The organism is Vibrio sp. 1580 (assembly GCF_033340055.1).
This window is the reverse complement of the sequence record NZ_JAWOVT010000002.1, coordinates 367,789-381,005: the sequence shown is the minus strand read 5'-3', so window position 1 is coordinate 381,005 and position 13,217 is coordinate 367,789. Positions and strand designations below refer to the sequence as shown.

Sequence of the window (13,217 nt, the reverse complement as noted above, 5' to 3'; positions counted from 1 at the left end):
GTCTTTATGTCCAATGACATCCAATCCACATACACCAATTCATCGGTTCATGACGTTCAACAAGCGCAGCAAAGTGATGCAGTGCCGCAAGGAACGTTTCATGGCCGTAAAGTCACCCTACTCTCCTCATCAGAAAGCAGTATGACGCGAACAAGCTCTAAAAGAGAGCTTGGTGAATGTTTAAATCAATTTGCCAGTCTCGAATCTTGCAATCGCGTTTTGGACTTTGATCCGCAACTCAATATTGACAAGCAAAACGCCGCCGTAGAAAAGCTTATGGAACGAAAAGTGGCGATAATTCAACGTTCCTGATATCACAATATAAGTAGGTTAAACATCTAAGTTAACCTTCAGCCGACAAGCTCACGCTAATAAAAAACCCCGAAGATTCGGGGTTTTGATTCATACTGCTTTTTCTTTATTAATTACTTAGTTTCACTAGAAGAAGCCTAACGGGTCGATGCTGTAGCTAATCAGCAAGTTCTTAGTATTCTGGTAGTGATCCAGCATCATCTTGTGCGTTTCGCGCCCGATACCCGATTTTTTGTAACCACCGAACGCTGCGTGTGCAGGGTAAGCGTGGTAACAGTTAATCCAGATCCGGCCAGCTTCAATATTACGGCCCATACGATATGCAACGTTCGCATCACGTGTCCAAACACCTGCGCCTAAGCCATATTCAGTGTCGTTTGCGATTTCCAACGCTTCAGCCTCATCTTTGAATTTGGTGATAGCGATCACTGGGCCAAAAATTTCTTCTTGGAAGATTCGCATCTTGTTGTGGCCTTCCAACATGGTTGGCTGAATGTAGTACCCCTGGTTGATAGACTCTGGCTGTTCTGACACTCCACCACCAAAGACCACTTTTGCGCCTTCTTCACGGCCGATTTCCAGGTAACTTAAAATCTTATCAAACTGTTCTTGAGAAGCCTGAGCACCAACTTGAGTATCGGTATCGAGCGGATTACCTTGTTTAATCAGCTGTGCACGTTCCGTCAGTTTCTCTACAAACTTGTCATAAATCGCTTCATGAACCAGTACGCGAGATGGACAAGTACAAACTTCACCTTGGTTGAAGAAACCAAGTAACGTACCTTCGATACACTTATCAAGATACTCATCTTCGTAATCGAAGATATCTGAGAAGTAGATGTTTGGAGATTTACCACCTAACTCAACTGTCGATGGGATCAAGTTGTCTGCTGCACATTTCAGAATGTGGTTGCCAACTTGCGTAGACCCGGTAAACGCGAGTTTCGCAATGCGGTTGCTGGTTGCTAATGCTTGACCCGCTTCAGAACCATATCCGTTTACAACGTTGATGACACCAGGAGGAAGAAGGTCACCGATTTTTTCCATCAGAACCAGAATGGATGTTGGGGTTTGCTCTGCTGGCTTCAATACCACACAGCAACCCGCCGCTAGTGCCGGTGCTAGTTTCCAAGCCGCCATCAACATTGGGAAGTTCCACGGAATAATTTGACCAACCACACCAATCGGTTCTGGGAAGTGGTAGCTTGCGGTGTGCTCATCCAGTTCTGCCGCACTGCCTTCTTGTGCGCGAATACAGCCAGCGAAGTAACGGAAGTGATCCACTACTAAAGGTAAATCTGCCGCCAAGGTTTCGCGAACTGGTTTGCCGTTTTCCCAAGTTTCTGCAACAGCAAGCTCTTCTAGATGCTGCTCAATACGGTCAGCAATTTTCAGCAAGATGTTCGAACGTTCTGTCACGCTGGTTTTGGCCCATTTTGCTCTGATGTTGTGCGCGGCATCCAGTGCTAAATTAATATCTTCCTCGCCAGAGCGAGCAACTTTACAATACGCTTGTCCGTTGATTGGTGAGATATTGTCAAAGTACTCACCACCCGTTGGTTTTACCCATTCCCCACCGATAAAGTTATCGTAATGCGATTTAAAGTTAACAATGGCATTTTCACTACCTGGCTGTGCATAGATCATAACTCTTCCTTTTGTTTCTCGTTCAATGTGTTATTGCAGTGTCGTATCGCACTGTTCACAAAGAGCATTACGCAAGTCACACGCCAACTACGCCACACTTGTTGTTAATTAAATGTAAAACTATGATTACCAAGCGATAACAAACCAAGTGAGCGATGTTTGAGCGGATGTATGGTGTGAACACCAATGTTCAAGTGTTCCAAAATGGCACACCCTCACTGTGACAAAATGGTACAGTCATGGAACTTCAACATATTAGCGATAACAATTGGCTTTCAACTTCATGGGTCAGAAGTGAACAAGCGGGTTTAAAACAGCGTCGACGCCCTGAAGATATTCGAGTAACGCCAGCAACGCTCCAAGATAGGCGTCACCAACTCAATTTTTTGCTAGAGGCAGTTACTCAATTTGCACTCCCTTTGTTTAATCAGCTATTTGCTCATAGCGACAGTCGCTTAATTTTGACGGATTCAGATGGTGTCATCATCGGCAGTTGGGGACAGCCTAGATTTCGTGAGAAGTTGACGGAAATCTCGCTAAGCTCTGGAGCATGCTGGCAAGAAAAGGTCAAAGGCACCAACGCTATTGGTACAGCCTTGGTTGAAGCAAAGCCCGTTTCTGTTATTGGTGATCAGCACTTTATCCAACACCATCGTTTTATTAGCTGTTCGGCTAATCCTATTTTCGATCATCTTGGTAACCTCATTGGCGTATTAGATATTACGAGCGAGCAAAAGAGACATGACTTCTCAACGCAAGTACTAGTACAAAACATGGTCCAGCAAGTGGAGAATCAACTACTTAACTTGATTCCACAAGGGCATATTCGTGTGGATTTAGCGTGCGAAAAAGGTTTACTGAATAGTGGTTGGCAAGGAATTATCATTGCAAATGAAGACGGACAAGTTTTGGCTCACAATCAAGTAGCCTCTCAACTTTTTGCGCAAAAAAGTATCATTGGGCAATCCTTAGACGACATTCTATCCACTCGGGGAAATGAGCACCCTTTCGTTTTCAAAACAAAACCGCTTACCGATAAAGATAGCAAGGTCAAGTCTCGTGCTGTAGCGGCGTCCAATGATCTTCATTATGGCGACTCCGCTGTTGAGCACTGTTGGCAGCAAGCCAATCGCGTCATCGATAAAGACATCAGTTTGTTGATTCTCGGAGAGACTGGTGTTGGCAAAAACGAGTTTGTGAAAGCGCTCCATAAAAACAGCCAGAGAAAAACGGGACCGTTGGTTTCCGTCAACTGCGGAGCGCTACCAAAAGATCTGGTTGAATCTGAATTGTTTGGCTACGTAGCCGGTGCCTTTACTGGCGCAAACAGCAAAGGCTATCAGGGAAAAATTCGCCAAGCGCACAAAGGGATTTTGTTTCTGGATGAAATCGCGGATTTACCCTTGGAAGCTCAAAGCCGATTGCTCCATGTATTGCAAGATAAAACCGTGCTTCCCGTGGGTTCCAACCAAAGCATTCAAGTCGATACGCAAATCATTGCAGCCACGCATAAAGATCTGGAACATTTGGTCAGCGAAGGATTGTTCCGCCAAGATTTGTATTATCGCCTTAATGGCTTGATCATTGAGCTACCTCGCTTTGAGGAGCGTGAAGATAAACGACAACTGATTGAGAACATTCATCGGCGTCACGCCGAATCTGAACAACAGCTTTGCCCTCACCTACTTTCTCTGATGCTGTCTTACTCATGGCCAGGAAATTTGCGTGAACTCGATAGTTTAATCAAAGTATCCGCCTTAATGGCGCAAGGTGAAGAAATATTGGAACTCACACACGTCCCAGCCCACCTAAGTAAGAAACTCAGCCAAGCTCAAGAAGGAGTAGTATCCGCTGAACCAACTTCAGAACTGCGTGCAACCGTCGAAGATAAGTTGCTCAAAACATATCAAGCCAACCGGGGGAACATTAGCAAAACGTCTCGTATGCTTGGTGTGAGCCGAAATACCATTTACAGAAAATTGAAAAGCCTTGGCATATTAAGTTAATTCTACGACCTCAGATACAAAAAGAGCACCGTTGCGGTGCTCTTTCTCTTTGAAACCTAGCTTACAGGCCGCCTTGTTGTTGTGCCTGTTTTACTAATGCCTGACGTTGAGTTTCCTTCTCAGAGATCACTTGATTGTCCTTGTGCATTTCCTGTTCCAATTCTGCTGGAATGAAAACAAAGTACTTGTTAAGAGTCATCTTAGAACCTCAATTTGCTGTGTTAATTACCTTCTTGGTCGACGTAAACAAAACCAGAAAAACATGTTTTACTGGATCCTTGTTGCTAGTTTCAAAAAATAAAGGATGTTCATATAATAAACATCCTCCATGTGGGCGCTAATTATAGGCGTAGTTTAAAGGCTTACCTAGCACTCTTTTTCACCTTTTGTGCAATCTGAGTTTCGATCGAAAAACGGATTTAATTGCCCGTAATTACTAAGGTATTGTTAAAAAGAGAAAAAAGCTTTTACTGTAACTGACGACAGGGATGAGCTTACGAGTGTAGGTTCACTTGCAATTGTGTATCGTAGAGTTCGAATACGATAATAATAACGCTACATGCCCTTAATCTGCGTAGTTAAAAACTTTGAAGTGATAGACAACCGAAGTCATATCTGTGCAACTCAGTTTAACGATTTGTCTACCGGTTCAATATTTCACCTTTTTTGAGAAATCTTTAGCCACTTTTTTGTGTGAAACGCCCCAAAAGAGCAGACAATTAAAAGTGTGGCATATGACCACAATTGTCTATCCCCACTTAGCTTCGGGAGGCGTTTATGAAAAGTAACAAACTTGGCCATGTGATGTCTTTCAGCAGGATGTTTTCCTTCATTGCATTCTTGACGGCCACATTCGCATGGATTCTCAGCATGTACGCCCTATTTACTGTTTCTTTAGTGGCTCTTGTGGTCAGTGCAATTCTCTACCTAAAAGACAGGTTTTATCAAAACAAGAAAACGACCACTGAAAAGAGCGCCTAGGCGCTCTTTTCTATTGGATGTCATTTCCGTGTGACTTGATATAGTTATCAATCCGTTCGAGTTCGTGAAAATAACCATACATACCAATACGATTAATTTCTGGTTCTATACAGTATTTTTCTTCTTTTACCATAGCTTCTACAAACATTCCGCTTGATGCAATTGTGAAAGGTGGACACGCTGAGTAACCATTATTTTCTGCAATATATTTCAATCGCCCAAATTCAAAAACTTGACCTGGAATAGCAACGATAAGGGACAAGACAACTGTTATAGTTATCACTTTAATCGGCACTTTGACTAACTGAGTCATTCGATCAAATAAAATATAGACCAATAATGTAGGGCACAAGAGTAAGCTTGCGATACTTAAAACATATGACGCATCAATGTAGACCACTTGAAAACCACTACTGAGCTGAAGCGGTAGAGATTCGAAAACGAAATGATGATAAAGGCGATAGATGGAGTAAGTAATCAGTAATATGAACATAAGCAACACGAAAGCTGTGTGAAATGGATGCTTCTGTTGTGTCATTTCTATTACCTTATAGTTGAGGAGACGGCAGAGAGCGGCTTAGCTTCACTCTTCGAAGAGAAATATTAAACTGCTAGCAAATGCATGCTCTCCCATTTCTGAGAAGTGCGTGACGAATCAACGTTTAATGTAACTTTTAAATCTACCAATATCTTACAGACACAAAAAAGGATGCCACTTGGGCATCCCTTTATATCTTTATATTTAGTCGGTTTACTTAAAACGATTACACGTCGTAAGTTGTAGACGCTGTGTCGCCGCCTGTACCAGTCCAGTTAGTGTGGAAGAATTCACCACGTGGACGGTCAATACGCTCATAAGTGTGAGCACCGAAGTAGTCACGTTGAGCTTGAAGCAGGTTCGCTGGTAGACGAGCTGTTGTGTAACCGTCTAGGAAAGATAGCGCAGAAATCGTACATGGCATTGGGATACCAGACTCTAGAGACTTCGCTGCTACTTTACGCCATGCTGCTAGGCTGCCTTGTAGGATATTTTTGAAGTACTCATCAGAACCTAGGAATGCGATGTCTGGGTTCGCTTCGTACGCATCACGGATGTTGCCTAGGAACGCAGAGCGGATGATACAACCACCACGCCACATTAGGGCTACGTTACCGTAGTTTAGGTCCCAACCGTTCTCGTTCGATGCTTCGCGCATTAGCATGAAGCCTTGAGCGTAAGAGATGATCTTAGAAGCTAGTAGCGCTTGACGTAGTGCATCAACCCACTCTTGCTTGTCGCCTTCAACAGGAGTGATTGTCTTACCGAATAGAGATTCAGCTTCAACACGTTGGTCTTTCAGTGCAGATAGACAACGAGAGAATACAGACTCAGAGATAAGTGTTAGTGGAATACCTAGGTCTAGTGCGTTAATACCAGTCCATTTACCAGTACCTTTTTGGCCTGCTGTGTCTAGGATCTTCTCAACGAGAGGCTCACCGTCTTCATCTTTGTAGCCAAGGATGTCAGCCGTGATTTCAACAAGGTAGCTGTCTAGTTCAGTCTTGTTCCAATCAGCGAATACTGCTTGCATCTCGTCTGCAGACATACCAAGACCGTCTTTCATGAACTGGTAAGCTTCTGTGATAAGCTGCATGTCACCGTATTCGATACCGTTGTGTACCATCTTAACGAAGTGACCAGCACCGTCGTTACCAACCCAGTCACAACATGGCTCACCAGCGTCAGTTTTCGCAGCGATACCTTGGAAGATAGGCTTAACCGCTTCCCATGCTTCAGCAGCACCGCCAGGCATGATAGATGGACCGAAGCGCGCACCTTCTTCACCACCAGATACACCAGTACCGATGAAGTGGATACCTTTTTCACGTAGTGCAGCAACACGACGGTTTGTATCTGGGTAGTTAGTGTTACCACCGTCAATAATGATGTCGCCTTTGTCTAGCAGAGGTACTAGCGCTTCGATGAACTTGTCTACAACGTCACCAGCGCGAACCATCAACATTACTTTACGCGGCGTTTCTAGCTTCTCTACTAGTTCTTCTAGAGAGTATGCACCGATGATGTTCGTGCCTTTTGCTGGACCTTCCAGGAACTCGTCTACTTTAGCAGCAGTACGGTTGTGAGCAACCACTTTAAAGCCGTGATCATTCATGTTTAGGATAAGGTTTTGACCCATTACTGCTAGGCCAATTACACCGATATCACCTTTCATTGTTTCTCTCCAATTTTATTTCATCGACGAGCAGCGTCTTAAGCAATTTTTGCTGCCGCGTCTAAATCTAAATACCATTCCGTTAGGCCCGATTTCGCTTGAATCTTAGCCGCTGGGTATGGCAGTGCGTGTGCTGGTGAACTGTTAATTTCTTCAACAATGTCCGCTTTTCCTGCACCAAGCACTAAGTAACTAATGCGTTTCGCTGCTTCTAATACGCGTGCGGTTTTCGACACACGAAGTTGGCCCGATTCAGGATGCGACGCCACAAGAGATAGGTTCGCATCATCATAATTCGTTTGGCCAGGGAACAGAGAAGCTGTATGACCATCTGCACCAACGCCTAATAAGATCCAGTCAAACACAGGTGTGCCGTTTTCATTCGGGATTACCTCTGCCATCTCTTTTGCAAAGCGCTCGGCTTCTGCTTTAGGCTCATCTTCGCCACGGATGCGGTGAATGTTTTCTGCAGGAATATTTACTTGGCTAAACAACAACGTGTTCGCTTCACCGTAGTTGCTTTCTGCGTCGTCAGGGGCAACACAACGTTCGTCACCCCACCAAAAGTGGAGGTTTTCCCATTGAATGGAGGTTGCGTAAGCCTCTGAAGCCAGTAGTTTAAACAGCATTTTAGGAGTGCTGCCGCCAGAAAGAGAGATGTGAACAGGTCTGCCCATTTCGCTAAACGCTTTCATATCGTTAGCTAGGCTTTCAACTACCTGTTCTGCTGTTTGGTAGATCTTATGGTTGATCATAGTTCACAGTAATCCGTATCTGTTAAGTTTTTACATGGGAAACGCCAAGCACGGCCATCACGCTGTAACAAGTCATCTGACTCTTTAGGTCCCCAAGTGCCGCATGCGTACCCGAAGAGGGATTGTGGATCTTGCTTAAAATCTAAGATTGGCTGTACGTATTGCCAGCACGCTTCCACCGCATCACTACGTGCAAATAGCGTAGCATCACCATTCAAAGCATCAAGTAGAAGACGCTCGTATGCCGTTAGCATTTGCGTTTCTTGCAGGTCAGCGTAATGGAAGTTCATTTTCACTTCCTTCGCTTCAAAGCCTGCGCCTGGCTCTTTCAAGCCAAAGCTCATTTGAATGCCTTCGTCTGGTTGAATACGAATGATCAGCTTGTTTTCTGGTGCGTTTTGACCAAACACAGGATGCGGTGTTTGTTTAAAGTGGATAACCACCTCAGTAACGCGTGTTGGAAGACGCTTACCAGTACGCACGTAAAATGGCACGCCATTCCAACGCCAGTTGTTGATGTACGCTTTCAAACCGATGTAAGTCTCTGTACGAGAATCGTCTGCAACTCCCGGCTCTTCACGGTAGCCGCGTAGGCTTTGCCCACGAACTTCAGACGCCGTGTATTGGCCTAATACTAGGTCATTGCGCAGAGCGTTTTCGTCTAATGGCTTTAAGCATTGAAGCACTTTTACCACTTCATCGCGCATCGAGTCTGCATTGATTTGCGCTGGTGGTTCCATACCTACCATTGCTAATACTTGTAGCAAGTGGTTTTGGAACATGTCGCGCACAGCGCCAGAGTTGTCGTAGTAACCACCACGCTCCTCTACGCCAAGGAATTCTGCGCCTGTGATTTCAACGTAATCAATGAAGTTACGGTTCCAAAGCGGCTCAAACATCGCATTAGAGAAACGAAGCACAAGCAGGTTTTGTACCGTTTCTTTACCTAAGTAATGGTCAATTCGGTAGATTTGATGCTCTTGGAAGTGCTCGTGAATTTCTTTGTCCAGAATACGCGCCGATTCAAGATCATAGCCGAATGGTTTCTCAATGATCAGGCGTTTCCAGCCATCCTCTTCACTGTTAAGACCATGTGCTGCAAGACTTGCAGGGATCACACTGTATAAACTTGGTGGGGTTGCTAAGTAAAAAAGCGTATTGCGTTGCTCGAATTGATATTCGTCCGCAAGTTGGTCTAAGCGAGAAGATAGCTTACCGTAATCTTGTGTGTCAGAAGTATTAATTGCTTGGTAGTGCAGATGGTTAATAAATGCATCAAGCGTTTCTGGCTCAGTCTTTTCCATTTCCTGAAGCGATTTTTTCAGCTTCGCGCGGTAAGACTCATCACTGTATTCAGTGCGACTTACACCCAGAATGGCAAAATTCTCTGGAAGCTGCTTGTTCGCGTAGAGGTGGTATAAAGCAGGAATGAGCTTACGGTACGTAAGGTCACCTGAAGCACCAAAAATAACGATGCTGCTGTTTTCTGGTATTACCATCATCTTTCCCTTAAAAACGAGGTACTTATTGTGTGCCCGGATACGGCTAGAGAATGAGCCAACCCTATCAATGGCACCTCAAAATAGAAAATTGGTCTTACCTATTACGTTGATAGGTAAAGTCTATGGGCCCAAAGAACCTCAAGAAGTTGCATTTCCGATTCTTGAAAACACGACGTATTGAGGTCATTTAAGTCACTTATGTCTCAAAAGTACACACTGTACTCGCTGGAGGAGAGTCCGACACGGGGCAATATTGTCTACGACTATTTGATTTACATCAACACTTGCCAGTGCAAACGTTTAAATAAGTTGCACAAAACGTCATAAGCGATTGTATTTTATTGATAAAAAAAGTTTCATCTGAACGCTCCAAAATTTAAGCAAAAACTCTAATATGGGCAATAATTACTCATCCTTGCAATCCATTACAGTTTTATCGTGATCTGTGTTACTTACTTTTTATTTCATCATCCTATTGATAATGATACTCAATTAAAGATAATGAAATCACTATTAATGTGAAAGTAGAACGCCATGAAATCAAGCGCCATTAACCCACATCCCATAAACCGAATACAATCGGTGCTTGACTACATTCACACTAACTTAGACAGCACTCTGAGCGTAGATGAAATATCAAAAGCAAGTTGTTGGTCGCGCTGGCAACTGCAACGCGTATTTCAACAACACACTGGCGTATCCGTCGCTCACTATATCAGAGAGCTTAAACTTAGCCTTGCGGCTGAGCGCTTAATCCATACTTCTGACCGCTCGTTAGATATAGCGATAGAAATGGGATTTACATCTGAGCACGCATTTAGCCGAGCGTTCAGGAATATGTTTTCAAAAAGCCCCCGCGAATATCGAAAAACGCAACAACTCTCCGGGTTGAGGCAACCTTTGACGCTGCGTAAGACACCAGAAGAAGAGAAAAAACATCAGCGCTTTATTGAAGTTCGAATAGAAACAAAACCGGCTTTTGAACTTGCTGGTTATCATGAACCTATTCACGGATTGTTTTCCGCTACGCCCGATTTCCAATCCAAAGTACCGTCACTTTGGTCACGTCTTTATTCATCTGAAAACCTTAATAATTCGGAAAGTACTTACTTTGGCGTGATTGATGTGACGCAAGCGTATTCAAACAACCAACAACTTGAGTACTGGGCAGGTTATGAGTGTGGTCCAACAGCAAACGCATCAAGATCAACGAACTCTTCCAACTCGGGGTTAGACCTCTTGGCTGTTCCTGAGCAAACCTACGCCGTCATTACACACATAGGCAAAGCATCAGAGCTCGCCTCAACGCTGGAATGGTTTATTTTACATTGGCTACCCTACTCTAATTATCATGCTATCGATGGTTATGAGTTAGAGCTTTATCCAGAAGGTTATGATGTTGATAGCGAACAAGCACAAATGCAGTATTGGATTCCTGTCGAGCCAAACGACTCGCTATCTTTAAAACCTAAGAACAGAAGAATAAGTTCCAAAGATTAGTGTTTTGCACCAAATTGTTAACTTTTCCTATTTCTTTGAATATAGAATACAAATAACAATCATTATCAATAAATAGAAAAAGTAGTGGAATTTATAAATATGGAAAGTCCGATTCGATTTCATCGTTCAGCGGTTGCTATCGTCGTATCCGCATTGCTCGCTGGCCACGCCAATGCGACTGAGAGCGTATCCCAACACGAAACGATTACGGTGCTAGGAGAAACATACCGAAACACCGCAACTAAAACCGTTTTAGAACCGGAGGAAACACCGCAAGCGATCACGGTAATCACTAAAGATGACATGGACCTGCGCGGCGTAAACTCGGTGAGCGAAGCATTGCGTTACGCGCCTGGCGTAAATACAGAATTGCGTGGCGGTGCCGTTTCCCGACTTGACCTATTCAATATTCGTGGTTTTATTAACTACACCAACTTTTATGATGGTCTTCCTTTGCTGTACAACGGTTGGAACCTTCAACCTCAGGTCGATTCCGTTGCTCTTGAGCAAATCGAGGTTTTTAAAGGGCCAACGTCTGTTCTTTACGGCAATATTCCACCAGGAGGTATGGTCAACATTATCGCCAAGGCGCCTCAGTCAACACCCTCGCACTCTGTCTCGATTAGTACTGGGACTAACAGCCTAAAAGAACTGACGTTCGACACCACAGGACAAATTGGTGATTCTAATGTTGATTACCGTATCGTCGGCCTGGCAAAACAGCGAGATGGTCAAGCCGATACGTCTGAAGACGAACGTTATGTACTCGCCCCATCTTTCAATTGGCAAGCGACAGAAAGCACATTAGTGAACGTGAATGTTTACTATCAAAATGATCCATCAGCAGGTATCTACACGACTGTGCCTGCATCTGGCTCAGTGATTAAAAACCCACTTGGCTCGATGTCACCAAGCACTTATTTGGGGGATGAGGACTGGAACACTTACGAACGCGAAGTTCTGATGATGGGTTACAAAGTCCAACACGACTTTAACAACAATTGGCAATTTCTACAGAATGCCCGCTACATGACCGCCGATGCCTATCAGGAAAACACATATAACGGTGCACTTGAAGCGGATAACCGTACCGTTGGTCGAAATGCCTATTTAACCGATGAAAAGTCCAAATCCTTTGTGATTGACAACCAACTATCTGGCTACGTTAAAACAGGAAATTTTGAACATAACTTATTGTTCGGGCTTGATTATCAGTATCTAGATTCAGATGTAAAATACAAAGACACGCTTGGGTATTCGCTAACTCAGGACATTTTTAATCCTGACCACAACAGCATTGATCGTAATGCACTGAATTTCCAATACAAACAAAACTTGGATATCAAAACGAAGCAGATTGGCGTTTATTTCCAAGATCAAGTTCGTTACGACCAACTTGTAATGATTGCAGGTCTTCGTTGGGATAAATACGATTCAAATACAGACGCCGTTAGCGATTATCTAGGAGCAGTATCCAACAGCAAGGAAGAGTTAGACGATACCAACGTATCTTTCCGAGTCGGTGGTTTGTATGAGCTAGACTTTGGTCTCTCGCCATATCTTACTTACTCGGAAAGTTTTGAGCCAATTGCGGGTGCCGACTCTTCTGGTAAAGCATTTGAGCCATCAACCGGTCATCAATGGGAGTTAGGCTTTAAATACGCCCCATTATCTGGTGATATCTCAGGTAACTTAGCACTCTTCCATATTACGAAGAAAAACGCGATCTTGACCGATCCGAATAATCCTTATGCACCGAACTATCAAGCGGGCGAAGTGGTATCACAAGGTATTGAACTTGAGGCAAAATGGCAAGCCACAGCACAAGCTGATTTCACTCTAGGCTATACATATACCGATATGGAGATTACCGAGGACAGTTATTACAACCAAGAAGGTAAAACGCCGGTTTGGGTACCTGAGCAAACGGCCTCTCTATGGGCAAATTACTTCTTTGAAGGAAATCTTTCAGGCCTTCGTACCAGTGCTGGCGTTCGCTATGTCGGAGAAGCACAAATTGATGCACAGAATAGTCAAAAAGTACCGGACTACACCTTGTTTGATTTGGCAGCAAGTTACGATTTCTCAACGGTATCTGAATCAATGAAAGGGGCTAGCGTCACGCTTTCTGCAAGCAATCTATTCGATAAAGAATACTATTCTTGTTACGACAAAAATAACTGTTGGTTTGGCGCTGAGCGCTCTATCGAAGCGAAGTTAGAATACAACTTCTAACCTCTTAGAGCGGAACAGCCGTAATTTGTAAAGCGATGGTTTCTACAATAAGCCATCGCTTTTTAT

Annotated in this window: 11 protein-coding genes; 5 read left to right on the top strand and 6 right to left on the bottom strand. The window is 43.9% G+C overall.

Going from position 1 to position 13,217, the window contains the following annotated elements; translation table 11 throughout:
• The first annotated feature begins 6 nt into the window (after positions 1 to 6).
• A complete protein-coding gene (gene exsE2, locus R7093_RS04830) occupies positions 7 to 312 on the top strand; it encodes a T3SS regulon translocated regulator ExsE2 (RefSeq protein WP_005377171.1) in 306 nt (101 codons plus the stop codon).
• A 126-nt stretch (positions 313 to 438) separates the two neighbouring features.
• On the opposite strand, the gene R7093_RS04825 is transcribed toward exsE2, so the two are convergent.
• Positions 439 to 1,959 (bottom strand): aldehyde dehydrogenase family protein, encoded by a 1,521-nt coding sequence (locus R7093_RS04825; protein WP_005377169.1) that lies wholly within the window; start codon positions 1,957 to 1,959, stop codon positions 439 to 441.
• Positions 1,960 to 2,198: 239 nt separating this feature from the next.
• Between R7093_RS04825 and R7093_RS04820 the strand changes: the two genes are divergently transcribed.
• Positions 2,199 to 3,965 (top strand): sigma-54-dependent Fis family transcriptional regulator, encoded by a 1,767-nt coding sequence (locus tag R7093_RS04820; RefSeq protein WP_047102709.1) that lies wholly within the window; start codon positions 2,199 to 2,201, stop codon positions 3,963 to 3,965.
• 61 nt (positions 3,966 to 4,026) lie between these two features.
• Here the strand turns inward: R7093_RS04820 and R7093_RS04815 are convergent, their stop codons facing one another.
• The gene (locus tag R7093_RS04815) at positions 4,027 to 4,164 is read right to left on the bottom strand and encodes a hypothetical protein (RefSeq protein WP_005377165.1); all 138 of its coding nucleotides are present in this window, start codon (positions 4,162 to 4,164) and stop codon (positions 4,027 to 4,029) included.
• 578 nt (positions 4,165 to 4,742) lie between these two features.
• Here R7093_RS04815 and R7093_RS04810 point away from each other — a divergent pair.
• Positions 4,743 to 4,946 carry a hypothetical protein gene (locus R7093_RS04810; RefSeq protein ID WP_005377162.1) on the top strand — a complete coding sequence of 68 codons (204 nt, stop codon included), beginning with the start codon at positions 4,743 to 4,745 and terminating at the stop codon, positions 4,944 to 4,946.
• 10 nt (positions 4,947 to 4,956) lie between these two features.
• On the opposite strand, the gene R7093_RS04805 is transcribed toward R7093_RS04810, so the two are convergent.
• The 4 genes from R7093_RS04805 to zwf all read right to left on the bottom strand — a co-directional run bounded on the left by R7093_RS04805 (position 4,957) and on the right by zwf (position 9,413).
• Positions 4,957 to 5,484 (bottom strand): hypothetical protein, encoded by a 528-nt coding sequence (locus R7093_RS04805; RefSeq protein ID WP_047102710.1) that lies wholly within the window; start codon positions 5,482 to 5,484, stop codon positions 4,957 to 4,959.
• A 226-nt stretch (positions 5,485 to 5,710) separates the two neighbouring features.
• Positions 5,711 to 7,159: a decarboxylating NADP(+)-dependent phosphogluconate dehydrogenase gene (gene gnd / locus R7093_RS04800; RefSeq protein WP_005377160.1), complete on the bottom strand. Its 1,449-nt coding sequence runs from the start codon at positions 7,157 to 7,159 to the stop codon at positions 5,711 to 5,713.
• Positions 7,160 to 7,197: 38 nt separating this feature from the next.
• Complete coding sequence (pgl, locus tag R7093_RS04795) at positions 7,198 to 7,914, bottom strand: 6-phosphogluconolactonase (protein WP_005387158.1); 717 nt, start codon at positions 7,912 to 7,914, stop codon at positions 7,198 to 7,200.
• Positions 7,911 to 9,413, bottom strand: a complete 1,503-nt coding sequence (gene zwf, locus R7093_RS04790; RefSeq protein ID WP_017634563.1) for a glucose-6-phosphate dehydrogenase — start codon at positions 9,411 to 9,413, stop codon at positions 7,911 to 7,913. The genes pgl and zwf overlap by 4 nt, the downstream gene beginning before the upstream one ends.
• A 537-nt stretch (positions 9,414 to 9,950) precedes the next feature.
• Here zwf and R7093_RS04785 point away from each other — a divergent pair.
• Both R7093_RS04785 and R7093_RS04780 read left to right on the top strand, forming a co-directional pair.
• On the top strand, positions 9,951 to 10,916 hold the full coding sequence (locus tag R7093_RS04785) for a helix-turn-helix domain-containing protein (protein WP_047102711.1): 966 nt from the start codon (positions 9,951 to 9,953) through the stop codon (positions 10,914 to 10,916).
• A 99-nt stretch (positions 10,917 to 11,015) separates the two neighbouring features.
• A complete protein-coding gene (locus R7093_RS04780) occupies positions 11,016 to 13,151 on the top strand; it encodes a TonB-dependent siderophore receptor (protein WP_005377151.1) in 2,136 nt (711 codons plus the stop codon).
• Positions 13,152 to 13,217: the final 66 nt, after the last annotated feature.